This window comes from Lentilitoribacter sp. JB5-8 (assembly GCF_055693385.1).
The window spans coordinates 3,013,226-3,038,436 of record NZ_CM146332.1; the positions used below are offsets into that span (position 1 = coordinate 3,013,226).

22 protein-coding genes and 1 tRNA gene are annotated in these 25,211 nt (G+C 45.0%); 9 read left to right on the plus strand and 14 right to left on the minus strand.

Features of this window, described 5'->3' with window-relative positions; translation table 11 throughout:
* Nucleotides 1–16: 16 nt before the first annotated feature.
* A complete protein-coding gene (locus ACZ1GZ_RS14730) occupies nt 17–418 on the minus strand; it encodes a hypothetical protein (protein WP_472665646.1) in 402 nt (133 codons plus the stop codon).
* 578 nt (nt 419–996) lie between these two features.
* Between ACZ1GZ_RS14730 and ACZ1GZ_RS14735 the strand changes: the two genes are divergently transcribed.
* Entirely contained in the window at nt 997–1,602 is a 606-nt protein-coding gene (locus ACZ1GZ_RS14735; protein WP_472665647.1) for a DMT family transporter, read from the plus strand.
* Between the two features lie 689 nt (nt 1,603–2,291).
* On the opposite strand, the gene ACZ1GZ_RS14740 is transcribed toward ACZ1GZ_RS14735, so the two are convergent.
* The 3 genes from ACZ1GZ_RS14740 to ACZ1GZ_RS14750 all read right to left on the minus strand — a co-directional run bounded on the left by ACZ1GZ_RS14740 (nt 2,292) and on the right by ACZ1GZ_RS14750 (nt 7,335).
* The gene (locus tag ACZ1GZ_RS14740) at nt 2,292–5,327 is read right to left on the minus strand and encodes an efflux RND transporter permease subunit (protein WP_472668319.1); all 3,036 of its coding nucleotides are present in this window, start codon (nt 5,325–5,327) and stop codon (nt 2,292–2,294) included.
* Nucleotides 5,328–5,372: 45 nt separating this feature from the next.
* Entirely contained in the window at nt 5,373–6,512 is a 1,140-nt protein-coding gene (locus tag ACZ1GZ_RS14745) for an efflux RND transporter periplasmic adaptor subunit (RefSeq protein ID WP_472665648.1), read from the minus strand.
* Between the two features lie 379 nt (nt 6,513–6,891).
* Nucleotides 6,892–7,335, minus strand: a complete 444-nt coding sequence (locus ACZ1GZ_RS14750) for a MarR family winged helix-turn-helix transcriptional regulator (protein WP_472665649.1) — start codon at nt 7,333–7,335, stop codon at nt 6,892–6,894.
* 143 nt (nt 7,336–7,478) lie between these two features.
* On the opposite strand from ACZ1GZ_RS14750, the gene ACZ1GZ_RS14755 reads away from it, so the two are divergent.
* Entirely contained in the window at nt 7,479–8,021 is a 543-nt protein-coding gene (locus tag ACZ1GZ_RS14755; protein ID WP_472665650.1) for a hypothetical protein, read from the plus strand.
* A gap of 84 nt (nt 8,022–8,105) precedes the next feature.
* Complete coding sequence (locus tag ACZ1GZ_RS14760) at nt 8,106–8,852, plus strand: DUF1499 domain-containing protein (protein ID WP_472665651.1); 747 nt, start codon at nt 8,106–8,108, stop codon at nt 8,850–8,852.
* A gap of 197 nt (nt 8,853–9,049) precedes the next feature.
* Here the strand turns inward: ACZ1GZ_RS14760 and ACZ1GZ_RS14765 are convergent, their stop codons facing one another.
* The 6 genes from ACZ1GZ_RS14765 to ACZ1GZ_RS14790 all read right to left on the minus strand — a co-directional run bounded on the left by ACZ1GZ_RS14765 (nt 9,050) and on the right by ACZ1GZ_RS14790 (nt 17,658).
* A complete protein-coding gene (locus tag ACZ1GZ_RS14765) occupies nt 9,050–12,997 on the minus strand; it encodes an autotransporter-associated beta strand repeat-containing protein (RefSeq protein WP_472665652.1) in 3,948 nt (1,315 codons plus the stop codon).
* Nucleotides 12,998–13,104: 107 nt separating this feature from the next.
* Nucleotides 13,105–14,907: a sensor histidine kinase gene (locus ACZ1GZ_RS14770; protein WP_472665653.1), complete on the minus strand. Its 1,803-nt coding sequence runs from the start codon at nt 14,905–14,907 to the stop codon at nt 13,105–13,107.
* A complete protein-coding gene (locus ACZ1GZ_RS14775; RefSeq protein WP_472665654.1) occupies nt 14,904–15,557 on the minus strand; it encodes a LuxR C-terminal-related transcriptional regulator in 654 nt (217 codons plus the stop codon). Before ACZ1GZ_RS14775 ends, ACZ1GZ_RS14770 begins: the two co-directional genes overlap by 4 nt.
* A gap of 141 nt (nt 15,558–15,698) precedes the next feature.
* Entirely contained in the window at nt 15,699–16,262 is a 564-nt protein-coding gene (locus tag ACZ1GZ_RS14780) for a hypothetical protein (protein WP_472665655.1), read from the minus strand.
* Nucleotides 16,263–16,302: 40 nt separating this feature from the next.
* Nucleotides 16,303–16,680, minus strand: coding sequence for a DUF4189 domain-containing protein (locus ACZ1GZ_RS14785; RefSeq protein ID WP_472665656.1), 378 nt, complete (start codon nt 16,678–16,680; stop codon nt 16,303–16,305).
* Between the two features lie 27 nt (nt 16,681–16,707).
* On the minus strand, nt 16,708–17,658 hold the full coding sequence (locus tag ACZ1GZ_RS14790; protein ID WP_472665657.1) for a DUF4189 domain-containing protein: 951 nt from the start codon (nt 17,656–17,658) through the stop codon (nt 16,708–16,710).
* Nucleotides 17,659–18,389: 731 nt separating this feature from the next.
* Here ACZ1GZ_RS14790 and ACZ1GZ_RS14795 point away from each other — a divergent pair.
* From ACZ1GZ_RS14795 to ACZ1GZ_RS14815, 5 genes are all read left to right on the plus strand, one after another.
* Complete coding sequence (locus ACZ1GZ_RS14795; RefSeq protein ID WP_472665658.1) at nt 18,390–18,842, plus strand: hypothetical protein; 453 nt, start codon at nt 18,390–18,392, stop codon at nt 18,840–18,842.
* Between the two features lie 102 nt (nt 18,843–18,944).
* Complete coding sequence (locus ACZ1GZ_RS14800; RefSeq protein WP_472665659.1) at nt 18,945–19,193, plus strand: hypothetical protein; 249 nt, start codon at nt 18,945–18,947, stop codon at nt 19,191–19,193.
* A 523-nt stretch (nt 19,194–19,716) separates the two neighbouring features.
* Nucleotides 19,717–19,839, plus strand: coding sequence for a hypothetical protein (locus tag ACZ1GZ_RS14805; protein ID WP_472665660.1), 123 nt, complete (start codon nt 19,717–19,719; stop codon nt 19,837–19,839).
* 71 nt (nt 19,840–19,910) lie between these two features.
* Nucleotides 19,911–20,315 (plus strand): hypothetical protein, encoded by a 405-nt coding sequence (locus tag ACZ1GZ_RS14810; RefSeq protein WP_472665661.1) that lies wholly within the window; start codon nt 19,911–19,913, stop codon nt 20,313–20,315.
* Between the two features lie 24 nt (nt 20,316–20,339).
* A complete protein-coding gene (locus tag ACZ1GZ_RS14815) occupies nt 20,340–20,540 on the plus strand; it encodes a hypothetical protein (protein ID WP_472665662.1) in 201 nt (66 codons plus the stop codon).
* Between the two features lie 185 nt (nt 20,541–20,725).
* Here the strand turns inward: ACZ1GZ_RS14815 and ACZ1GZ_RS14820 are convergent.
* A tRNA-Ser gene (locus ACZ1GZ_RS14820) sits at nt 20,726–20,815 on the minus strand.
* Nucleotides 20,816–21,042: 227 nt separating this feature from the next.
* Here ACZ1GZ_RS14820 and ACZ1GZ_RS14825 point away from each other — a divergent pair.
* Nucleotides 21,043–21,510, plus strand: a complete 468-nt coding sequence (locus tag ACZ1GZ_RS14825; protein WP_472665663.1) for an NUDIX hydrolase — start codon at nt 21,043–21,045, stop codon at nt 21,508–21,510.
* Here ACZ1GZ_RS14825 and ACZ1GZ_RS14830 read toward each other — a convergent pair.
* The 3 genes from ACZ1GZ_RS14830 to ACZ1GZ_RS14840 form a co-directional block, all read right to left on the minus strand.
* Entirely contained in the window at nt 21,449–22,942 is a 1,494-nt protein-coding gene (locus tag ACZ1GZ_RS14830) for an inorganic phosphate transporter (RefSeq protein ID WP_472665664.1), read from the minus strand. The two genes, ACZ1GZ_RS14825 and ACZ1GZ_RS14830, sit on opposite strands and share 62 nt — an antisense overlap.
* Before the next feature lie 127 nt (nt 22,943–23,069).
* The gene (locus tag ACZ1GZ_RS14835; RefSeq protein ID WP_472665665.1) at nt 23,070–24,392 is read right to left on the minus strand and encodes a TolC family outer membrane protein; all 1,323 of its coding nucleotides are present in this window, start codon (nt 24,390–24,392) and stop codon (nt 23,070–23,072) included.
* 173 nt (nt 24,393–24,565) lie between these two features.
* Entirely contained in the window at nt 24,566–25,210 is a 645-nt protein-coding gene (locus ACZ1GZ_RS14840; RefSeq protein ID WP_472665666.1) for a 5'-methylthioadenosine/S-adenosylhomocysteine nucleosidase, read from the minus strand.
* Between the last annotated feature and the right edge of the window lies 1 nt (nt 25,211).

Genomic DNA, 25,211 nt, shown 5'->3' on the forward strand with positions numbered 1-25,211 from the left:
AGTTGGTTATTCAATGTCATTTAGTGTCTGCATGTTTTGTGCGAAAGAGCAAAGCAAGTGTCATGGCAAGGCACATGATAATGTGAAAGATCACAAGCGAATTGAGATAGGCCACAGCCTCTTCAGTAGGTTTAAATTCTGTTGGCACATCTAAAACCCAATCCCTGAAAACGGTGTAGAGAAAAATCTGGCTTAAAGCCGCAACAAAAAATGCCGTGAAGCCAATTGGTGAACTTCTAATGAGACCAACAACGACGACAACATCCAGAATGAGATAAACAATATCAAGAATCTGCCATTTAAAAGGAGCTTCAATCCAATTAAAGCCTGTTAGGGACAGCATGTTCAGGACATGAACCAGTGCACCATAGCTGTAAAATGCCGCAACAACCCAAAATATGAGTTTTGCAATAAGCATCCCCCTTGGAGGAAATATAGGAATTTGGCGTTTCATTGATGCTGTCGACTTCAAATGGGGATGTCCGGCTCGAACATTGCAAAGATAAAGTTTATTGGCAAGGCTGGGCTCGCCAAGGGCTTCCACTATATATTTTCGATGAGAAGATCGACGTCCCGTCAATGTCCTCCTTGGGCCAAATTCAGAACCTTAGGTACATGTGTGTTATTTCCGGTGCTTGCTGCTTTGTGTTCTGGGTTTGAATGGTGACCGGACATAGATTGCAAATCAGTTTGCGGCAAAGAGTGGCCCAATGCTGTCATCGATGCATATCTACACTTGTATTGATCGCGAAACAACAAATATCTGCTTTCCAAGAATTAAAGAATGAAAAGCATACAGCCTAGATGAGAGATTGGAATCTTAGTATTCTTTGCAGTGCTAAATACACAGATGCTAATGGAGATAACAATATTGAACACGAATGCTGAAAACCGCCCCCAAAACATCATGCGGGGGGTGATACAAATTGTCTTAGCAGCGCTCACAATTTCAATTCAAGATGTTATCTTCAAGCTGTTCAGTAGCGAGCTGACGCTTTGGCAAATATTTGCGCTAAGAGGTGTCCTCGCAGTGCCATTGCTTCGGACTGTGAGCTGGATGCGCGGCGCTCATCAAGGCATTTTAACGCCGCCTTAGCAAAAGGGCCACTGCTACGCGCACTCTTTATCGCTATGACATTTCTAGCGTTTTATGTGGCTATCCCGTTCTTGAGTCTATCGACGGTTGGTGCTGCAAACTATATTGCACCTATCTTTGTGACAGTGCTTTGTGCGTATGTTATCAAGGAAGCTGTCGGACCTGTCGGTTGGATTGGGATTTTGCTTGGGTTTGCCGGTGTGGTCATATTGTTGCAGCCGGGAACGGACGCGTTCTCACTCTCAGCCTTGCTTCCGATCTTGGGTGCTGCCTTCTACGCACTTGCGCACATTACGACACGCACGCGATGTCAGAATGTTCCTCTCGCCGCTCTTTCCCTATCGCAGAATGTTATGATGCTGCTGGCGGGTACTGTGGTCAGTCTGCTTCTGATTTCGCTAAACCTCAAAGCGAAGTTTATGGTGAAATGGTCGCGGTTTATCCGTATATTTTTGGGGAGTGGTCAACGGTTAATCCCACTGACTGGCTTGTGCTCTTGTTGCTAGCGGGATTTGCCGTGACCGTTGATATGCTATTGGCGGGGGCCTAACAAACAGCACTGCCATCCACCGTTACTACATTTGAATATAGCTATCTCGTCTTTGCTGCGATTTGAGATATCTTGTTTTTTGACACCGTACCGACCACAGCGTCGATCACCCGCATGATCATGATAGTGGCGGCAGGGGTATTGGTTCTGCGCCGCAAAACGAGCGGCCAGCAGACCACTGTTCAAGATTGCATCTGATAAAGCGGACATTTGGGCAATCAAACGTAAGGGGCGCTTTTTCCGCAAAGCAGACAATTGAGAGCAACTTTGAAATGCATTCTGTATCAGATCGGCATGCCTCCTTCTGGCACAATTCTGACCTAAGAAACTATCTTTCCGTGGTCAGCTTTTGGCCCAATACAGACGCGAACTGATTAAAAGAATTTAATCCAACGTTCAAAATAACGTCACGAATTAAAGTGAGGTAAACAAACACCATTCTTCACTCGAAGATCGATAAGCTTAGATTATAACAAGTCAGTAGCCATCTAACCAAAACATCTGCTTGGGTGATTGGATTGATGAGTGGTTATTTTACAATGCTATCTGAATTATCAAGATACTAAATAGTTCACCTATCACCTTGATAATTCTGACTTTGCATACACTGAAATTCGCAATTTATTGCATTTTTAAAAGCTACGATCAAACTTCGATCTCTTGCTGCAATCGCTTTGCAGCAGCTCCTGGCAAAACACCCCAAACGACAATCCAGCGATAGAATATCGGTGTTAAAAACAGTGTAAAAATCGTTGCAAATCCCAATCCGCCGACGATGACCCACCCAACGGCAATGCGTGCTTCTGCCCCCGCCCCGAATGTCAAAATCAAGGGTAAGCCACCAAAGACTGTAGAAATCATAGTCATCATCACCGGCCGAATACGAAGACGCAATGCGGATCGGATGGCACTATCAATATCTTCGCCAGCCTCTCGCAATTGGTTAGCAAATTCCACAATAAGAATACCGTTTTTTGCCATCACACCTATTAGCATCACAAGCCCAATCTGGCTGTAATAGTTCAACGAACCGCCTGTAATTGAGATTGCCAAAACTGCCGCAGCCAAGCCAAATGGCACAGTCAGCATGATGACGACTGCACTGGCAAAACTCTCAAATTGAGCAGCAAGAACCAAGAGAACTATGATCAAAGCAACACCGAAAACGGCGTACATTCCGGATGCGTTATCATCAAGTGTAGCTGCCTCGCCGGTGAATTTAATACTCATGCCATCAGGTAGTACTTCGTGGGAAATTGTTAAAAGTTGTTCCATCGCAGTTGATAGATCAACACCTTGACCCAGGTTAGCCTGCAACGACAATGACAACGCGCCACCTAATCGTTGGATTTGCGCTTCACTTACAACAGTTTGAAGAGTGGCAACAGCAGATAACGGTATGTAAGCCCCACTGTCCAAGCGGATGGACATGGAAGCAATATCAGATGGATCATTGATTGGTGGACCGCCCGGAACGACATTAACGTCAATTTCAACATCATCGGAAAAAACACTAACGGCAATATCACCCTGTACGAGCGCTTGAACAAGGCGCGTAACATCCGCGCTGTTTAATCCCATTTTACCAGCAGCAGCATCGTCTACTGTTACTTCTAACTGGGCATCGACACTGTTATTGGAAAGTTGAGGATTTAAAAATGTGTCATTCTGCGACATAGCAACAACTAAATCGTCGGCGGCATTTGTAATATCCTCAAGATTGGTTCCAGTAATAGCGAAACTAAGGCCGCGACCCGCCCCTCTAATATTAAGACTATTAGTAGATCTAGCACTCACCTGAACCCCAGGCACAGTTGATAATTTACTACTGACCTGGGCGATCAAATCTTGCTGCGTAAAATCACGCTCATTCCAATCTGGTAAGCGTACAACAGCAAATGCGTTTGTGCCCCCGCCGATACCAATAATACTCTGTACAGTCTCGACCTCGCCACTTTCCAAATAAGGTTTTAGGATGCTTTCCAGCTGCAAGACTTGAGTATCGAGATACTCCAAAGTTGTATCTGATGCTCCCCGTGCCTGCACAAGAAAAAAGCCACGGTCTTCTGAAGGCGTAACTGTCGATGGCAAGTTTGCCGCTGCTCCAATTGCTATTAGAGCAAAGCCGGCAGCAACCGAAATAATCAAAATTGGAGTACGGATCGCGAAATCCATCACACGATCAAAAGTGGTTGCGAGCAAAGTTGGTTTTATTTCTTTGCTGTCTATTTCTGATTTACCCGGATCAAGAAGAGCTGACAATACCGGAGCAAGCGTAAGTGCGGTAAACGACGATAACGTCACAGCGAATGCTAGAACAAATCCAAATTCTGAGAACACACCTCCAGCTTGCCCTGGGAGGAATGAAATTGGAATAAACACTGCGGCCAAAGTTGCTGTTGTTGAAATAACAGCAAAGAAAACTTCATTTGTGCCTGAAACGGCTGCTGCAAACACCCCCATCCCAGCTTTACGTTTACGAACAATATTTTCGATTACGACAATCGCGTCATCCACAACCATCCCGGTGGCAAGAACAAGCGCCAATAGGCTAATTGTGTTAACCGAAAAGCCAGTAATCCAAATGGCAGCAAGTGTGCCAATAAGTGCTACAGGAATAGTGATCGCAGGGATAAGTGTTGCTCGCCATGAACGCAAGAAAAGGAAGATAACACCAATCACAATTGCTGTAGCCATTAAAATAGACTTCAATACTTCGCTGATAGCCCCTTCAATAAATATCCCATCATCTGATGTTACCAATAGATGCACACCATCGGGTAATTCGGCGCTTAACTCTTCAACAGCAATTGCTACGTCACGCGAAATTTCCAGCGTATTCCCAACAGATTGCCGTGTTATATCTAACCCCACTGCCGTTTCGCCATTAACCCTTGTAAAAACATTTGCATCTTCTGGTATGAGCTGGACTAAAGCTATGTCAGATACTTGAGTCGTATCATTCACCGGAATTTGATTAATGGTTTCAACCGTTGCCTCTTCGTTGCCAACGCGCAATGAAAGGGTTTGAGATGTCGTGGAAAGAGAACCTAATGCGGTGTCGTCACGCAGTTGTTGCAGGGCATTTGACACATCAAAAATTGTTAGACTGCGACTTAATAGCGACGGGATATCTAACGTGACACGGAATTCATTTGAACGATTGCCGCGTATGTTTACTTCGGCAATACCATCGACCAACGACAGGCGCTCATAGATAGCACCTTCAGCGATTTTTGTTAACTCACCAAAACTAATATCTCCTAATAATGCAAGGCGAATAATCGCATCAGCATTACTATCGTTTTTACTCACTCTCGGATCATCAATATCTTCGGGTAAAGATCTCAAGGCGTCTGAAACAATCTCACGTGCTTCATTGGCAGCAACATCGACATCGGTCCCATCTGACAAATCAATTGTTATATTACTAGTTTCCGAACTTGATGTAGATTCAATGTATGACAGGCCATCCAGAGCGCTCAAAGCATCTTCTAGAACTTGTGTGACCTCTGTATCCACAGTGCTCGCAACAGCTCCAGAATAGCTGGTTCGCACTGATAATACAGGTTGGTCCACATCTGGCATTTCGCGAATATCAACGCTGTTTAGCGCGGCAAGGCCTGCAATGATTATGAGAAGATTTAGAACAATCCCAAGGATTGGTCGTGCAACGAAGATATTTGCAAATCCGGCTTTGTGCGCTTTTTTTCAAGGCTCATTCACTCAACCCTCTTCAGATTGCGCGGAGACTACTTGTGCTCCGTTGCGTAATTTGGATGCGCCTTCAATCGCAATTTGAGCACCAATGGAAGCTTCTGTTTCGATCCAGACTTGGTCTCCATCTCGATATCGAATGGCTATTGGAACTCGGTTCGCTTTCCCTTCCTCAACAACCCAAATTCCCGCACCTGAACGGTTCCATGTGATCGCTGTGGCTTGTATCACAGGTAGCGGCTCTATTTCATCGAACATGCGAGTGGCAAATGTCATGCCGGGTAACAACAAGCCTTCCGAATTGTCAATTTCAGCTTCGACAGTGACGCTGCGGGTCACGCTGTCTAAACGGCTATCAAATGCTGTGACGACGCCTTCAAATACACGACCAACATATGTCGGCGTCGTGACGAAAACAGGAACGCCTTCGGCCAACAGACCGATAGACTTTTCTGGCACCTCAAATGTTGCCAACAACGTCGAAGAATCGTCGATTGTCACGATCAATTCACCCGCAGATAAGTGATCTCCCGCATTGATATTGCTCAACCCAATGCGGCCGGATATTGGCGCGATAATTGTTCTATTTTCCAATGCCAATTCAGCTAATTCTACATTAGCTTGCGCTAATCGGAGTGCAATTTTAGCTTCGAAAAGTGCAACGTCCGTTACAACTGCACTACCGGCGTTACTTAGTTCCTCGTAACGTGAAACGGTGGCCTGTGCTTGATCTCTGTTAGTTTCTGCAATTTCAAGCGACAATCGTTCTGTGCGATCGTCTAAACGAAGAAGAACATCGCCTTTTTTGACTTGGCTATTAGCCTTTAATGCGATTTCAACAATTTCACCTGCTTCTGTCGCCATCACCTCAGTTTGTTGTAACGAAACAGCACTTCCAACAGTATGTAAAGTAATTATGTGTTCCCGTTCCTCCAGCGGAGCTAGAACAACGGTTGTCGCTCCGCCCCTACCGCCACGGCCGCCGGGACCACCAGGAGGGCCACCCGGACCTCGACCTTGTGAAGCAGAATTTTCTACTGGAGTTGCGTCATTTCCCAATAGAGCAAGTTGCTTTGGAACGCCGAAAGCAATGAAGTAAGCACTGGCAAGAACACCTGCAGATAATATGGCAACAGTTATTTTTTTCAAAGTTTCTCTAGCTCCTAATTTCACATTCTTTATGAAAACGCATCAATGAGTTATCATTATTTTTTACTCTTTAATGAGTTGCAAATTGATTCTGAGCGTACCGCTAGGACAAAAATAGCGCGCATTAATTGCTCTCAGAATACGAAAAACATTGTGTTTCTCTGATGGGCTCAGCAACTGATAATAAGTTGTTTTCGGTTACAAATTTTTCCATCGTCTACAGTAATGAATTGTTTAATGCACATTAATTATTGGTAATGCAGAAACCACTTTATCACCGTGTAATTTGCAATTATTTTGTATATGCAAATCGAACAGTTATGACGTCAACCAATCTTTTTTTTCGATTAACCTTGCACACTTTCAAAATTATGTTGCTCTATTTTAGTTTGCCTGGAGGGCCACCACCGAGAGCCCTGCTCAGTTTTTTAGTCAGTGAAAAGAAAAGCTTACTATCTTCAGATCCTAAAATGTCCTCGACTGTTTTATCGCCTTCGCACCATATATCCGCGACACCTTCAATAGCTGATACTCCCTCCGCAGTAATATTAACAACATCGGAGCGCCGATCTGCTGGGTCGGTCTCTCGCTGAAGAAGCCCAAGCATTTCAAGTCGATAAACCATTGAACTCATAGTTCCTGGTGAAACAGCGAAGTGACCAACCAGTTGCCGCTGAGAAGATGGCCCAACCTCTTTTAAATAATCCAGCACTAACGCCTGGCGGTGACGGATATTTAAGGGAACTAGCAAGCTCTCAAGATGTTTCTCAATTAGCGCGGCAGAATGTAGGAAAGGATGTATCTGGGGATGTCTTTGTTTCATGGGTACTTGTTACCAAAACTGACTAAGCATTGAAAGTAATAGGGCGTGTTTTCAAATAATTAGTTCTAATTAGAACAGTTTGGGTTGAAAGTAAATTAAAAACTCGATAAGTTGCCCTCATAATGAACCACAGGAAAGACATTATGAAGAAAATGATACTGACTGCCATGCTACTTGGCGTGGTGGCGAACGCTCACGCTGGTGCACCACAAGTGCCATCGGAAGCACCATACATCGTCCTTAGTGAGAACTTTGATGAACCAAATGGATACGGATTCTGCATTGACACATACGGTGCTGGGAAAACTGATCTATTGCAAACGCATACTTGCAAGCCACCTAGGGCAGGCGAACCTCGGAATTTTCGAGGTAACGATACTCGTTTTGAATACAACACAAGCACATTGCAAATTGAATCCTACCCTTTTGAGGGATTTTGTATGCAGGTACTACTAGGCAATGAGAAAGCTGAGTTTGCCTTGCTTGAATGTAGCGATCATCCACGTCAAAGATTTGTCTACAATGAATCCGATCAAACCATTAGATTGGATGAAGACAATGACGTTTGCGTTGCAGTTGCGTCAGAAACGGTACCCGCTGGACCTTGGGTAAAACGGGCACTATCGCTCCAAGCTTGCAAAGAACTTGATGCATCTGTGAAACAGTGGACTGTGGTCGCGAAGTAAAACGAGCATAGTCTGTATATGCACACCAGAAACCAAAAGAGCTGGTTATTGAAAAACGTATTGTTTTTGTAAGGGATAAAAAAGTTGAGTAATAAAACGTCGATTGTTGTAAACGCCACACTCACCATAGCTGTTATAGGCGTAGCTAGTGTTGCTTTAATGGTTTTTGGTGCAAGTTTGGGGCTATGGGAACCCATAGTTGGTGTTGGGCTCATCCGACGTTTTCTAAACCCGATTGGATTTATTATAGTAGCCCTCACAGGAATTAGTTTTGTTTTTATGATTAAGAAGGGCAGTTTTAAAGGTTGGCTCAAATCTGCTTTTGCAGGCTTGATAGGATTAGGCTTACTTGCCCCAATGGTCAGTGCGCAGATATTCCCATCACCGCGGTTTCCTCCCATTAATGACATTACAACAGACACAAATTCTCCACCCGAATTTATCGTATTGAACGACGATCGGCATGGCGCAAGAAATTCATTGACCTATGCGGGTGTAAAAACAGCTGAATTACAGCTAAAAGCGTATCCTGACATTGTACCGATAGAAACATCGATGTCGCCAGACGAAGCTTTTGCAAAGGCGTTGTCTGTCGGGCAAAAAATGGATTGGGAAATTATAGCTAAGGATACGGAGGCAATGCGTTATGAAGCAACAGCGCGAACTCCATATTTTGCATTGGTCGATGATGTTGTCGTTGTCGTTTCTGCCAATTCCACTGGAGCAAAAGTTGATATTCGCAGTGTAGGTCGTGTCGGTCGCAGCGATAGAGGAAATAATGCAAAAAGGATCCGAGAATTTACTGCGTTATTCAGCGCTAAAGAGCAGTGATTTTAGTTGATTTCATCGTATTGGTAGATTTGAAATGGTTAGTTTCCTTCGGACGCATATTTCCGCTTCTGGCACAAGCATGAAAGATCCCATATAAGCTTTATGTTCCAAATTTGAATGTTGACCAGACATCACTTAATGATTGGAATACTTCTGTGACTGACCCCAACCAGACATCCATCCTCTCCCTACACGTTCTAAAACCGCACTTTGAAGCCAATATTACCGCCGATGGACTGGTGGGTGTCGGTGAGTTCAGCGTTGGCTTTAGCGAAAAATGTTGCGCTGTCTGAGAATGCCTTCTCAATGCCTGCGTCTAAAAATGCACTATGGCGATTACGGTTAACACTTTGCGTTGTAAATGTTCCACCACCTGCGAAGGATTGCGTCGTTTCGGGCTGGTTATCACCAAAACGATAAGAATAACCTGCACCAAAACTCAGTTTGGTATCTTCGTTTAGTTCCATATCCATGCGAGCGCCGAGCACCAGATCAAGCGACCAGAATTCCTCACCATTTGAAATGAGATTGGCCGCGCCTGCGCCAGTTTCAGTGTAGGCGCTAGTTGAAAGGTTCATATAGCGCCCAAGAACATATGGCGTGACGTCCTTGTTGTGATCATAGGTAAATGTGCGGCTAATATCGCCCTGAAACGTGAATTGATGTGCAAAATAGTCAGATAGTGCGGTCGCATTGATGTTAGAAATCGTGCGACTGCCATCAATCTGGTGATAGGTATAAGCAGCTAATGCATTGAGATTAAAATCACCCAATTCTTGTTGTGTATAGATCGCACCAGAAAATGAGACTGTGCCAAGCTCAGACAAGTCATCGTGGGTGAGCGTTGTGGTTTTGGCATAGCCAAAGGCTGCCCCCCATGTTTGGCTGCCAATCGTGAGGTCACCACCAAACACTGCCCCAAAACCAGATGATACAGTACCTTGGGCGTTTCCATCGCTTTCTACATTGGCATAATAGCCAGAGATTCCGCCCCAGAGCTGCAATTTTACTTCCGAGTTGGCTGGGTTGGCGGGTGTATAGCCATAGCCGATCTCTTCACCATTTTGAACAGGTAAGTCGGTCGAAAAATAGGAACCATTTGTCAAATTACTGTTAAGCGTTTCAAGTGCAGCGGTATAGCCAAAACCATTATTCCCTGCACCTATGCCGCCACCAGAAAGGCTCGTGAAGCGCGCCCCAATCTGACCTCCCACATTGCCACCAACATCAAACATAGTGTGTGTGCTGGCTGGATGAATATCGCCTGACAAATCGTTGTAGGTCTGGCTTGCCTCATCATTGGTCAAACGAACAATCTGCTGCATCAAGGCTTCGCCATCAGACCCGGGTGTGCGATCAACATTACCAAGTGCGTGGCCCACATTTTGCTGGTTTTGCGGTGTGCCTGCAATTACAAAACTGGTCTTTTCTGTAAGGGTAAGGACCACATCATTTCCGTCACCACCTGCATAATCAACCGATGCTTCAAGAAAGGCCAGATTATCGGTTATGGTGCCAAAGGTGCCGGTCACAGCATCCAAACCGTCATTTGTGATAAAGGTGTAATTGTAAGGCGCACCGGTATAAGTGCCAGCCGCTCCATTGACATCCAATGTTGAGCCACCAAGAGCCACGGTACCTGTTACATTCACCACATCAGAATTGCCGTTTTCATCCACTTCAATTTCCAAAGTGGAGCCAGAATTGAGCTTCAGATTGCCCGTATTGATAGTGCCGATAGACGCGCCGGGAGCAAATGTCCCGCCGCTTAAGATATTCACATCAGCAAGCATGCCCGTGCCTTTCAGCGTGCCGCTTGTATAGACGTTCGTTGTGCCTGTCATGGTGCCGGTCACATCCAAGATGCCGCCGGAATTAACATCAATCTCTCCGCCAAGCGTACTGGTAATAGCTAATGTGCCACCGTCTACGTTTGTACCACCTGTATAGGTGTTGTTGCCCGAAAGGGTGAAAATGCCTGTGCCGGATTTAGTGAGTGCACCATCGCCAGAGATAGTACCAGTGAATGTTGTGTCTGTATTTGCACCACCTGTCGTTAAAGTCTGGCCTGCCGCAATATCAATTGAGCCAGTGCCCGCCACAGAACCGACAGCATCACTTGCATCCACATCAAATGTGCCTGCAATATCTATGCTTGCAGCGTCAGAGATATCAGCACCAGCAAGGGTTTGCAGTGTAGCACCAGAAGCTATGGTATAGGACGTGGAGGCATTGCTGCCACTTAAGGCGATTGTTCCACCATTTACTGTTGTTGTGCCTGTATAGGTATTATTGCCGGAAAGTGTGAAAGTGCCTGTTCCGACCTTTGTTAAGCCACCACCACCGGAAACGGCGCCTGAAAAAGTGGATGAGCTATTGACTGCGCCCGTGGTCAATATTTGGCTTGATGCAATATCAATTGAGCCAGTACCAGAGACTAAACTAATCGAATCACTGGCATCGACATCATAGGTGCCGCTGACGCTCAGAGCTGCCGTGTCGAGAATATCAACGCCGCTCAAGCCTTGCAGCGTTGCACCTGAATTTACTTGATAAGATGTTGATTGGTTCGTACCGCTCAGCACCAGAATTCCGGCACTCACTGTGGTTGCACCTGTATAGGAATTGTTGCCCGAAAGGGTGAGTGCACCATTGCCAATCTTTTCAAGCGGACGGGGGCCAGATGTTTCAGATATCACGCCGCTTTGAATGGCTGAACCCGTGTTCACCTGCAATTGCGTGGTATTGGAATTAATATTGATGGCGTTTGAGACATCTATGCCATCGGCATAATCAATCACCGAACCTGTGGTGGTGATGGTGCCGGTGCCTGCCGCACTACTATGCTCAAGTGCCAATGTTCCGCCCGCAACCGTCGTGCCACCTAAATAGGTGTTGTTGCCAGAAAGGGTGAATGTGCCCGTGCCCGTTTTTGTCAAGGCACCATCACCAGAGACGACGCCTGAAAATGTTGTGTTCGTATTTGCGGTACCAGTTGTCAGCGTTTGACCACTCGCGATATCAATTGAGCCAAAACCGGTGACAGAACCAATCGTGTCATTTGCGTCCACGTCATATGTGCCACTGATGCTAAGAGCTGCCGTGTCGAGAATGTTTACGCCAGCTAAACCTTGCAAGGTGGCGCCTGAATCCGCTTGGTAAAGTGTAGACTGGTTGGAGCCGCTAACCGCCAAAATTCCTTCTGAAACCGTTGTTGCGCTTGTGTAGGTGTTGTTGCCAGAAAGAACAAGCGTACCACCGCCAATTTTAGTAAGTCCTGAGTTTCCGCTGATATCGCCTGTTAGAGTTGCGGCGTCGCCTGTCGCCACATCAATACTGGATGGAAAAGCGTTGCTTTGAATTGCATTAGCGATGGAAACACCATCAGCCAGCAGTAATCCGCCGCTAGCGAGAATAACCTGACCTGTGCCGAATGAATTATTATTCGCTGCCCCGAGCGTGCCGTCGCTAACACGGAGTCGACCAGTGTAGGTGAAATTATTTCCACTGAGGATTAATGTGCCGGCACCGGTTTTGTTGTAGAAGGCCAACGGAGTCGCGTTATTTGCAAACTGTGCACCAAAAGTTGCGATGCCTTGTGACTGGTTCAGATTACCAGAAGATATCTGGATAGCGCGGCCACTACCGGCATTGAAACCATCAGCGAAATCAATAGTACCGTCTCTTAATTCTAGTGAAGCATTTCCAAAAGAAGCACTGTTTTGAAAAGACAGGGTGCCACCCTTGACTATTACATTTGCGTCCGAGAGATCATTGTTACCACTTAAGATGATAGTTCCATCACCAGCGTCATTGATTGTAAGGTCCTTGCCCAATGAAAAGACATAGATAGGAGCTGAAATCGTCAGCGAGTTGGGTAAGAAGTTGTCGATTGAGGCAATCCCATTTACCTGGAGAGCAAAGGGGAATGCAGCATTTGGATTGGCTGACTGAATTAGTGCGCTATCCGAAGTAATTATTTGGCTGAAATTCAAATTTTGAGTGAGCGTCAGTGGCGATGAATACTGTGTGCCATCTATAAGAATGGTCTGTGCATATGTATCAGAGGCAGGTAATAAAAACCCGCCGCTGGCCATAAGCCCTGTCAATGCAGTCGACAATAATAATTTTTGAGGAAGCTTCATGAATGCCGCAAACAGGTGAACAGATACAAAAGGTTAACACTTTATAAATAGCGCGCTTGCGAATGTATATGTATGGATTCATATAGATGCGAGGATTTTAAAGTGTTTTAACCCAAATTGAGCGTAATCACCGTTCCCTCGGCATCACTTTCAATGGTTAAATTTGCACCTATTTGGCTGGCTCTTCGTTTCATACCCGTAATGCCATGGCCGCTTTCACTTTTGTCGGCTTGCTCAAAACCTTTGCCATTATCCTTGATTAAAACAGAGCTGGCATTGGTCGAAACAGTGATCACCGAAGCGTTGGCGTGTTTAATGACATTGGTAATGGCTTCTTGGACAATGCGTGTAAGATGCAGATTATTGGACGGACTTGGATTTTTCAAAACAGGCTCATCTTCGATTTGCCAGTCGAATTCAAGCCCGTGTTTTTCAAGCAGAGTTTCCAGTCTGGTGCGCAACATTCCCAAAAGAGTAACAATGCTATCATCGGTTTCCAAACTATCGAGCATTAGAGATAAATCACGAAGAGCATCTTCCAGCGCATTTCGCATCACCTCATCTCCCTTGTCGTTATTTTGCATATAGGCAAGCGTATTGACCAATTGCCCACCAATGCCGTCATGCAAATCAGACATGATGCGTTGTCTTTCGCTATGAATAGCTTCTGCGCGTTGTGCATTTGCCAACTGCTTATAGCTTTGCGCAAGTTCTGCCGTTTTTTGCTCCACCTTTTCTTGCAGAGACGTATTGAGCTGCTCATAGCCGCGCAAATTACGCAACAATTGTGACATTATCAGCCACAAGCAAAGGGCCGCCATCACCACTGGCATAAATTGGAATATCTGAAAGTTGCGTGGTGGTTCATCCAGTGTAAGTCGAACAAGGCCATAAAAACCGAGCGCAGCCGATGAAGACAGGCACGCATAGAAAATAATGAAATCCAGTTTGGTTATCGATTGTCGGTTAATCCAGAACGTGACCAATACCGTAAGGGCAAATAATTCGGTGCCATAATTGACAAAAATCATTGCCATAAAGGTGTGACTGGTTGGCACCAAGGCCAATGTAATAGCACTCAGTATAAGAAACCAAAAAAACCATCTCTCTATCCTTGGACTTTCAAAACCCAACAATCTGTTCAAAAATTTCATAATACAGAATACGTAAAATGAAACCGATAAGCCCCATGCTGACGTCCAGACTTTATAGTTCATGAAACTTGTATCTGCGCTATAATGGAACACGAACACGCAGGCGCTTAAGCATGACAGGCTTAACCACATATAGGTTTGGTCTTTGGGACGGCTTAACCAAACAAGACCCAGCACAGCGAACAAGACAGCCATGAGTCCAATTGTAAAAATAGAAACGCCAACTTGCCCAAGCCACCGTTTATTATAAGCCGGTTCAATCACAGTTCGCGGACCAAAAAAGAAGGGTTGTAATTCAAGTCCTTCCTGCGCTTGCCCATAAAGTTTAATGTCTAAATCATTTGCTCCCTCGTTGATAAATGAAGGTGGTATCTTGATCAAAGACGGTCGGTTCCAATTGCGGCCCGGTTCGTCGATTTGACGCAGTATGAAACCGTTTAATGAGAGCGAAAAATCGTCTGCGACTTTAGGGAAAAAGAAAACAAGTTCGGCTTCATGGTTGGCTTTGGCATGGTCAATTTGAAAGCTCAAGGTTTGAGAGATGATGGTATTTTGCGCGCTCGCCTTGGCAAAAAAAGGTAGTTGGACAGGCTCTTTGTTCGAGCATGACGCATCGCCACATAGCAACCCAGTTTGCAACATTTGCGAACCTTCAATCGGCGAAATTTTTCCTACATTTACAAGATAAAGTGCAAAACTAAGGAGTACTACCCATACTACGGACAGCGTCCCGGTTTTTAACGTTCTCCAATTCACAGGATGCCCATTCGCGTGGCTTGCGCGATGGCTTCAGTATTGGAACCAACATTTAGCTTTTGATAGATATTATTAATGTGGTTGCCCACAGTGCCGGTGGAGATGCCGAGCTTCTCACCAATTTCTCGTCTCTTATAGCCTTTTGCCACAGCGCTTAAAATTTCTGTTTCGCGAGATGTAAGTTCAATGGTAACTGTTTTATTGTCACTAGAAGCAGAGGACATCTGCACCATTTCAAGAAGATGCCTTGCAATTTGCGGACTGATTGGAGAACCACCTTCAATCACAGATTTCACGTCTTCGCCAATTGATTTCAGCGAGCCGCTTTTTAGAAGATAGCCCTTTGCGCCCGCCTGCAATGCTTCGATCACACGCCCCTCATCACCAAAAATACTGATGACCAACGCATCGCACGGCCAATCTGATTGTGACACAGCATTGATAATTTCAACGCCGGAGCCATCAGGTAATCCTAAGTCTACAAGGACGATGCGCGGTTTTAGTTCAAACAGATGCTTTAATCCGGTATCGACATCACCTGCCACGCCACAAACCTCAAGCTCATTTGTTTGCTCCACAGCCGACTGTATGCGAAAGGCAATCTCGGTTTTATCTTCAACAATAAGAACAGTATATTTATCCTTCGACATAATGTTCCTCAAGGTTCCATAGGGCCGTGCCCTGAGAATAACAAACTACGCAATCGCAACAAACTCTTTGTTTGTCCCGTCCTGTACATATCCCACTTGTACACGGATAACACAGCATAAACTTTTCTCATTCTAAGGGTTTTAATTCGTATCTTCCACAAAAGGAACCGCCGGAACTACTGGCCCCCACGCTGATAGTGTTTGCCCCGTGCTTGTGCGAACATAACTATCATAGATCTCCAAAGCCTGCCGAACCAGAACCTGATCTTTGCAGCGTTGGAAAATCCCACCGATGTAATTGATGCAGTTTTGCGCGGTACCCGGAACAGATGCCGTCGCCCAGTCTTTAACAATGCCATCCTGTCCAACTTTGAAATAGGACAAACGATAATTTTGCCTTGATGAATTTCCGCCTACAATACCGGAAAATGATGAATAACTTTCACGTTTGAAGGCCGGTGCAATATGACGATAAATCGTTGTGCCATCGGACAATTCGGATCGCCCAATCATATCGCCAAATCCGTGCGCATCTGGGGTTAGTCTTTCGATGGTTGACGTTCCAAGCGCTGCTACTTTGGAATATTCCTTACCCATAGCCCAGCCTGTTGACCAACGGTTTGATTTGTTTTCGATTTTATCCATGGTACCGGAACAGGCACTCAAGAAAGCCATCAGGCATATGATAGACATCATACGTAGCATTTTACGTCTCCAAATATTTAGTCCTATAAAGTTGGTACGATCAGCGGCAATGGCTATAGCGAATTGAACAACTTGGAGCACCAGCTTGTCGGCAGAAATTCATTGCATAATTCTCAGCCTGTGACATAGAATTTGCTGCCCCAAACCAAAAGCCACCCGGTGTTTGAGAGGCCGCATGGCAGCGTGCATCGGTAACATCCTCAACCCTGCAAGATGAATCACCACAAAAATTCAGGGCAAATTGGCGCGCTTCTCCGACAGTTGCACCTGCGCCGTGGCCTAAAAGTCCATCATGACCAATCGCAAATGCACTCCAGCCTCCTGACCAACTGTTTGATTGATAATTGTTGTTATCAGTAGAGCCGGAGCAAGCAACCAGGCCTAACAAAACGAATGAGATAAAAAAGATACGTATCATAATGGTTCCCCTTTAAAGCGACCAAATTTACTGGCAATAGCTGTAGCGAATTGAACAACTCGGAGCGCCAGCCTGTCGGCAAAAATTAAGAGCAAATCCTTCTGCTTGCGTCAGAGAATTTGCTGCACCAAACCAAAAGCCCCCCGGTGTTTCAGAAGCTGCATGGCAACGCGCTTGTGTTTCATCCATGATTTGGCAGGTTGAATCGCCACAAAAATGAAGTGCGTTTTTGCGTGCTTTTTGTAATGTGTTGCCCGCGCCATGGCCTAAAACCCCGTCATGGCCAACAGCGAACACATTCCAGCCGCTGCCGCTGGTCTGATTTTGTGAAGGGCTTGTTGTATTACTTGAAAATTCTGGCATGAATTCACATTGCTGGTAAATGCCAGTAAACCCCACGCCATTTGAACACATAATACCGCCCCATTGATAACCAGTGCGATTGCCATAACGAATTTCAAACCAATCATAGCCATCAAATCGTACACCCGTATTTGCAATGATGGAGATGTGGTCGCCAAGTTGCAAACTGCCAACCTGCGCAAAATTGGTGCCCGGTCCTGAGCGTACTTTGCCGCCCAATGAACGACCAGCAGCATTACCTAGCGCGGCTTTATTGCCAGCGGTGGCACCTGAGGAGTGGTTTTGCGCAGCATTCTGGCGGAAACATGTGGTTGGATTTCCTTCTGAATCTGTTATCTGAACGTTTGAACCATGAAAAAACAGTGTTGTTTCCCTGCCGACATATTGTTCACCTGAGCGCAATATAAGTCGGTCTTTACTTATATGGGTGCTGCCATCTGCGCGCCTTAATGTATAAACCTCGTTTGCTACTTTTGAATTATTTGCCGGAATAGTGATGACGTGCGTGCCGAACTGATGCTTGCACACAAAGACCTCGTCCGCTGTTGCTACATTTGTTAGAAAAAGCGTTGCTGAAATACTTGCAATTCCTGTAATTAAGTTTCTGGTTCTCATTTAGCCGCTCCTATTGGATCTTTTAAGGATGGTTCATCCATTCAATTAACAACGGCCTATGATTTATCAGCACCCAAATTTTGTGTATATGTATGGATCCATATAGTCGCGAAGTGTTTATTATGTGAGCGAGAATGTTACTTAATGTCTGCTAGTGGTACATTGCTACATTTGAATGGAAATACTATTGTTTCCGCTTCAAAGCGCAAGGTGGACATCCCTGAAGAAAGCGCCAATTCGTTTATTTTATTAACCATAACCTTTAATTTTGTTCCCGGTGCGTTCTTTTTGGGTTGCCGTAGTAGATATTCCGGGCTAACTTCTTCTGGTCGTTAAGCGAACAATGTTTGCTGACATAAATCGGCCTCCGAAAGTGCTACCAACACTCATCGAAGGCCTGACCGAAACCCCTACCGTAATAGGAGCATGGCTATGCGAATCTTTATACTAAATTCCCCGTAGAGAATATCCCGTATTTCGTTTTGACGTTGATTTTCGATAGACGCTGCATCTGGGCGCAGGGCTTTTCGCTTTGTGCACTTGTACAACCGTCTTTCGCTGAACGTCTCAACGCAAAATCATCTCAATATTTAAATTTGCAACAAGCAACCTACTTGGTGAGCAAAGGTTGATGTGTACCGTATTTTGCGGACAGCACGTTTTTTAATGCTCCCCAGCCGGATTGATCGGCGAAGCCATGTCCAGGTTGCTTAATATTAATGGGTTTTCCTATGAACTATAACACACAACCAACATGCGATCTTCTTTCAGATAGCGTTCCTGAACTTCATCTTGATCTGATCCGGACGGACTTTGAAATTCTGGCCAAAGAGACCGTTGATAAAACGCTTGCGCAGGCGAAGGCTGCCCGTACAGACCCTGTGTTAGGCAGCTCAAGCACACTTGCTACATACTTCATGATGTTTCCTCGCAATGAAGGCATCGCTCAAGAAAAAATCCTGGGACTTGTTGTGCAACATGTTGATGAACTAACTGTCATCAATAGTGGCCTGAAGTTTGCCATTGATCCTAAATATCTAAGCCTCATTCAATCAAATGATGTGGCACGTTTGGCTGAGTTACAAACAGATCATGATCAAGAGTCGAGAGGCCTGACTTACCGTCCTGATGCCTTGATTGTTAATCGAAAGAACAACACAGCATGTCTGTTGGATTTTAAATAGCAGGTTTCAACGATTGAAACAACTAAGCTTAATAAAATTGCCGATAATCTAACGATAGTTCGCGCTCAAATTCGGGATTTTCTTTACAAGAAACATTAACGCATGACTATCGATGAGGGTTCGGAGTCATGGGCAATTATCGATTGTTCGGACCAGTGTGATTTACCGCCTCGTTTTAAGGAAGCAGGCGTTTTTAACCTTGATAGTTTTGACACTATCTGTGGCGTCAAGAATATTACAGCAAGCTATCGTCTGGCACGCGAATATATGGCAAAAGAATTTATCCGCGGCGAGGCAGAGTTGATGCACAATCTCATCGGTTTATCGCTTCCCAAAACGTCGACGAGATGATTGAAGATGCGGTGAACCACGCAAGACTGGCGTTTGTAGAAAATTCAGCTCCCGAGGATAAATACGAAGCTTTGCAGACTGATCAGATTCGTAAGCTTATTCAATTAGAGCAAAAAACCAGGCATAAAGCCGCAAACGTCCTAACATTACCAAGCAAGGCGAATATGTCTGCGCGCCGCCAAGGAATGTTTGGCATCTGCCAAACTATAATCTCAATATGCCCGCAGCAATTATGCGGGCATATCACATCCCATCAAATTACCCATTTAAAGTGCCGATCTTATGATTTGGCGCAAGGAGCAAGTATGTCAAATTCCAAACATATACACGGCGATAACATCCTTCTGTTCAGACTGCGGGGATAATCTCGTCCGCAGCCACGGCGAGAACCTGGAAACAAACTCAAGCAGACCCATTTCTCACAAAAAACAACATCACAACCTTCGCCCACACCCGAGCAAAATAAGGAGTATCTGCGATTGCTTGCATCAAAGGATAATCCTACTCAAGGACTAGTTGTTGAATGCGCGCCGGCATTACTTTGAGAGATTGGCTGGATGCTTTACCTGATGGTTTTGAAGAAACCATGCATGCTCTTCCAAAAACGGGGAGACAAGTCATGGGTAAGAACAAAACCGTATTCTAAATTTTATTTTAGCTCGCCAAAACAGAGCAGCTCGACATGAAGCATTCGAACGCGCAGCTGAAGCTGGTATTTTGGAAAGGAATTACATCGGTAAAAACGAACGTAGCGGACCTAAGTGGCGAATTGCCGATGATTGCATCGTATCATTTACTGGTGATGAGGATCATGATTTTGAATTTATCACCAAATGCATGAAGAGATCATTATGTCGGACACATCCAACTGATATCGTCATTGAGGCTAAGATGTCTTCCGAGTTTTGTGAGGATATCAACTCTGATGAAGCTGACCATAGCGGTACAGGTACCGTTAAGCCAACCGACAAAACAAATAATGATGTCATACTGCCTAAATCGAGAAGTAAAGGCCCTGCTAATCTGCAAGGTCATGTTCTGTCTCGTCTAAAAAGGTTTGCGCCTTCGCTAAAACCAGCTGAAGTAACAACGATTATACTACTTGCAAGAACTTGTGATTAGAATGATGGAGTTTTTCAACATCTTATGTCGGCGATGAAAAGGTCTGACACAATCATCAAGGTTCAAGTACCCGTATTTGGTTTTGTCCGACAGTTTGGTTTGATGTTGGAAGATGGTTTGATCTTGCCCTTCTTTGTATCACTAAGCCCGATTGAATCTGAACCATCATTGTCAGGACATTATAACGAATTAGTTGATGCCGAGAGACGCATCACGTACGGATAAGTTTCCCAAGGGGATACGAATGGGTGATGTACCCAGAGTATGTTCAAGGTTTTTAGAGATTCAGCGATGAAATTTAAAGCCGTTTTCTCGACGGGTTAAGTACATAGCTCACCTTTCGGGTACATGGGTGGGTACGTACCAAAACCAAGGTTTTAAAAACCAAGTAGAATCAAGGGATCAAAACATGGCGGAGAGGAAGGGATTCGAACCCTCGATACCATTCCTGGTATACTCCCTTAGCAGGGGAGCGCCTTCGACCACTCGGCCACCTCTCCGTCAAAATCCTTTTTTCACATAGATATTTTATTCGCAAGGACTTTTTGAAAAGAATTTCAAATTCTGTGTCCTAACAGAACTGTAGACCATATTGTCATAGTATTTCGAGCTATTTTCGACCCATCATGATCACAACATATATATAGATGGAATTTTCTGACCAAATTTACGCTACTTGCAAATCAAGCTACAATATAGGTACGAATCGATTTCGAGGGAAACTATTATGCACCGTGTTGGCGTATTACCATTTGATGCTACAGAGCAAGATATTGCGATGCTTTTCATTACGTCTAAAACCAGAGGACGATGGATACCGCCTAAGGGTAGAGCTAAAAAGAACGAAAGCCATGAAGATGTTTGTCATCGAGAAGCTTTTGAAGAAGCTGGCATTCATGGGATCGTTCTGAATGATTTCCCAATCACCGTCGTTATCAGTCGTTCCACAGAAGATGGAACCGAAGACATTCCCGTAACTTATTATCCGTTTTTAGTAATCTCACAGGTTGATGCTTGGCCTGAAAAAACCGAGCGCGAACGCCACTGGGTCCTCATTGAACAAGCGGCGAAAATAGTGGATCGAAATGATTTTCTTGATCTGGTCAAACAATTTGAAGCGCTGACACCGTGGATTAAAACAGTCGCGTTAGAGCATAAATCAATGCTGCAAGAAGAGCTGAAGCAGGCACAGTAACCACCCAAGCTGCGGCGATTGAAAACACAAAACGGCGTCTGACCAAAAAACGCTTACGCTCAGCTTTCGAACTTGCAAAAGCCTCATCAGCTGTTGTGTTTAATTTAGAGCCTTGTCTAAGTCGACGGCGATTTGGGTTCTCAACATATTCACGTAAGAAACCAACTCCGAACACGGCGCCAACGGCAATATGTGTCGAACTCACTGGCAATCCAAGTGCTGAGGCGATCAACACGGTAATTGCGGATGATAATGCAACACAATAAGCGCGCGGAGCATTCAATCGAGTAATTTTCTCGCCAACAATTGATATAAGTTTTGGCCCAAAGAGCCCCAGACCAAGCGCTATACCAAAAGCACCGACGACCATAACCCATAATGGAATAGAGACCTGACTTGAGAATTCAGCACCCTCGCCGACCGTTGATACAATTGCGGCTAGCGGACCAACAGCATTGGCAACATCGTTTGCACCATGCGCAAATGATAGGAATGCAACACCAATAATGAGCGGTACATTAAAGAGGTGGTTCATATCTTTCTTGGTATTTTGAAAGCCAACAACTCGCTTTGCTATATATGGCCGTGCAGCAAGAAACGCTGCAGCAAAACCAAGACCTGAGTAAATGAAGATCTCCACCAGCGATGGTTTCCAAATCTTCTTAAGCCCTTTCATTGCCATATAAGCAACAAACGCAGACGCCATAAGCCCAATAAGAACCGGTACCCAACGCTTTGCAGCAGGTATCCTATCATCAACATTTAGAATTTTAGCTTTGATGACAAAAAGCAATGCAGCAGCAACCAAAGCACCAAACACCGGTGAAATGACCCAACTTGCAGCAATTGCTGACATGGTCGACCAGTTCACCAATCCAACGCCCGCCGCAGCAATACCAGCGCCCAACACACCGCCAACAATTGAATGCGTTGTGGATACTGGTGCACCCAAAAATGTTGCAAGATTGATCCAGATAGCTGCGGATAATAACGCGCTCAGCATCAAAAACCTGAAATCAACGACATTAATATTATCATCAGGGGAAATGATGCCTTTGGATACCGTTTTCACAACATCTCCACCTGCAAGAAGCGCGCCTGCGCTTTCACAAATGGCGGCGATCACAATCGCCCAAAACACGGTAATAACTTTGCCGCCAACCGCCGGCCCCATATTATTGGCAACATCGTTGGCACCGATATTCAGCGCCATATAGCCACCGATGACTGCAGCGACTGCGATCAATAATGGCTCTTCAGAAATACCTGTGAGCTGAGATCCTGCAAAAAGCGCGATAATTGAAAGGAAAACAATGGATAGTCCGATTGGTACAATTTGATTGCGAAGTCTTTGAGATACAGATTGAGTATAATCAATTCTCCGTAGATCATTAACATAACGATGATCCGGATTTTTCTTTTGATCAACCATGAAACTGCTTCCCCCTAAATTCTGCGGGACTTTAGCTCACTCACACATAATTTAAAGGTAATTGTCCGAATTTGGGTATTTTCCAACAGATTCTTTACGAAAAAGCCGTTTAGAACAATGGACTTGGCTATTCTGTGACGGTTCGCAGGCCAAACCATTTGTCTTCAACAGCCTCGTAATGCACTTCAGGTGCGTAACGTTTGACCTTAACACCAAGGTCGCCAACGGTTAGCTGCCCCGTTGAATACAAAACATTGTAAGCTGCAACGACATAGTTTGCACGGGCGCGAGAAAGCGATTCACGTGCGTTTAAAACACTGGCTTGCGCGTTCAACACATCAAGTGTTGTACGTTGACCAACTTTGCGCTCTTCCAAAACACCGGCAAGCGCAAGTCGTGCTGCTTTAACCTGTGCGTCATTTGCAGTAATGGACGCCTTAGATGATTGGAAATTTACCCAAGCATTGATGATAATCTGCTCAATTTGACGACGTGTTGAATCAAGTCTGATGCGTTGCTCACCCAAAACTTCTTTGGATTGGCGAATTCGAGCAGCATTTGCACCACCAGTAAAAATCGGAATTGTTAGCTGAGCACCAATACGTGCAGTTGTTACGCTGTCATCATCTTGTGACAAAGAACCGGTGATACGAACACCCGGAAGCACAGAGCTTTCCTGCACTTTCACATCATATTCAGCAGCATCAATACCCAAGCTTGCAGACAGTAAAGCCGGGTGCTTAACCAAGCCAATACCCAAAGCTGTATTCAGTGATTTTGGCAAAACACCCTTTGGTAATTGTGGCACCCGCAAACCGCGTGGTTTAACACCCACAACCTGTTTATAAACCGCAGAACTTGCTTTTAGAGCCGCTTCTGCTGCGAAAAGCTGCGCTTTAGCCGCCGCTAAACTCGCTTCAGCTTGCGCAACATCAGTTCGTGTGCCCTCACCCACTCGTAATCGGATTTGAGAAGCTTTTAATTGCTCACGTAAAAAATCCAGATTTTGGCTTCGGATGCTCGTAATCTGCTGATTTAAAAGCACATCCAAATAGGCCTGCACAGCTGAGATTAAAATATCCATCTTATTTGAAATCAAAACCTGGCGACCCGATAAAACGCGAGTTTGCGCAGCTAAAATTGAATTTTTAGTCCGGAAACCATCGAAAATGGACTGCGAAATACTTAATCCAATTTCAGCTGACGAAGTGTCTACACCATTTACATCTTCTGCCGTTATTGATGCTTCGCCGGCAATGGTAGGACGTTGCCCTGCCCTTGCTATTGCAACATTTTCATCAGTCGCTCGCAATTCCGCACGCGCAGCCAATAAATCAGGATTATCTTGATAGGCTTTTGACAACGCGCCAAAAAGGGTCTCCGCCGATACGTTCGATACGAACACAGCAAAGAAAGATAAAACCGAAATGATGAATAGTCTGTAATTCACAGCAAAACTCAATTTCAACACTTACTACGCAGAAAGCGGATTTAGTCCGCTCAGTTAGAGAAACACACAAATGGCCCCAATGGGAGCAAGATACAATAGTTAATAAGTTATCAACAAAACTTGCTCAAACGCCGTTGCCCTAAAGCAACAGGTAGACCGGTAAAAACACCGTACTAGCGATGATAAGTCAGACTATCAGAAGTGATATTTTGATGTAAGATATCAATGGTTTGGGCCAATTTTACATCGATAACATGCAAATATTCTGTCCAATCCTCCAATTTATCCAACTCATCTTTTCCATCGGAAATACCGCGAAGTGCGAGCAAAGGCACATCAAAACGGTGACAAGCACGTAAAATTGCGAAGGTTTCCATGTCCACCATATCCGCATCAATGTCATCATAGGCACTGCCTGACACAACATTTGCACCAGTTGAAAGTCTGACTTCCGGCACCCCCTCCATTGTCACTGGCATTTGAAGCTCTTTTGGCAAATCTAAAAGTGGCGTTGTACCTTTTTCAAATCCAAGCGCGCTTGCATCCATATCACGGTAGGAAACGCTTTTTGCCTGATAAATCCCGGTTTGCTGCAAATCGCGTGATCCAGCTGAGCCTAAAGAGACGACAATATCGGGCATTTCACCCGATAGTTTCAGCTCAGTGAGTGTACCAGTCACAACAACACCAGCCTCGACAGGCCCTACCCCGCACATTAAAGGTTCAATCCGCGATTGAAGTGCCACTCCGTATTCCGGCTGCGCAGCCATCACATATAGTATTTTTTTATCGCCAACTTGCTTTAGAGAAAATGTCATA

Bases quoted from the DNA above. Each gene is read 5' to 3' on its own strand.
- ACZ1GZ_RS14825 (WP_472665663.1), top strand. From the start codon at position 21,043: ATGCACCGTGTTGGCGTATTACCATTTGATGCTACAGAGCAAGATATT.
- ACZ1GZ_RS14795 (WP_472665658.1), top strand. From the start codon at position 18,390: ATGAACTATAACACACAACCAACATGCGATCTTCTTTCAGATAGCGTT.
- ACZ1GZ_RS14780 (WP_472665655.1), bottom strand. From the start codon at position 16,262: ATGCTACGTATGATGTCTATCATATGCCTGATGGCTTTCTTGAGTGCC.
- ACZ1GZ_RS14805 (WP_472665660.1), top strand. From the start codon at position 19,717: ATGCGCGCCGGCATTACTTTGAGAGATTGGCTGGATGCTTTACCTGAT.
- ACZ1GZ_RS14765 (WP_472665652.1), bottom strand. From the start codon at position 12,997: ATGAAGCTTCCTCAAAAATTATTATTGTCGACTGCATTGACAGGGCTT.
- ACZ1GZ_RS14830 (WP_472665664.1), bottom strand. From the start codon at position 22,942: ATGGTTGATCAAAAGAAAAATCCGGATCATCGTTATGTTAATGATCTA.
- ACZ1GZ_RS14815 (WP_472665662.1), top strand. From the start codon at position 20,340: ATGTCGGCGATGAAAAGGTCTGACACAATCATCAAGGTTCAAGTACCC.
- ACZ1GZ_RS14750 (WP_472665649.1), bottom strand. From the start codon at position 7,335: ATGAAACAAAGACATCCCCAGATACATCCTTTCCTACATTCTGCCGCG.
- ACZ1GZ_RS14840 (WP_472665666.1), bottom strand. From the start codon at position 25,210: ATGACATTTTCTCTAAAGCAAGTTGGCGATAAAAAAATACTATATGTG.
- ACZ1GZ_RS14730 (WP_472665646.1), bottom strand. From the start codon at position 418: ATGCTTATTGCAAAACTCATATTTTGGGTTGTTGCGGCATTTTACAGC.
- ACZ1GZ_RS14755 (WP_472665650.1), top strand. From the start codon at position 7,479: ATGAAGAAAATGATACTGACTGCCATGCTACTTGGCGTGGTGGCGAAC.
- ACZ1GZ_RS14800 (WP_472665659.1), top strand. From the start codon at position 18,945: ATGACTATCGATGAGGGTTCGGAGTCATGGGCAATTATCGATTGTTCG.
- ACZ1GZ_RS14775 (WP_472665654.1), bottom strand. From the start codon at position 15,557: ATGTCGAAGGATAAATATACTGTTCTTATTGTTGAAGATAAAACCGAG.
- ACZ1GZ_RS14785 (WP_472665656.1), bottom strand. From the start codon at position 16,680: ATGATACGTATCTTTTTTATCTCATTCGTTTTGTTAGGCCTGGTTGCT.
- ACZ1GZ_RS14790 (WP_472665657.1), bottom strand. From the start codon at position 17,658: ATGAGAACCAGAAACTTAATTACAGGAATTGCAAGTATTTCAGCAACG.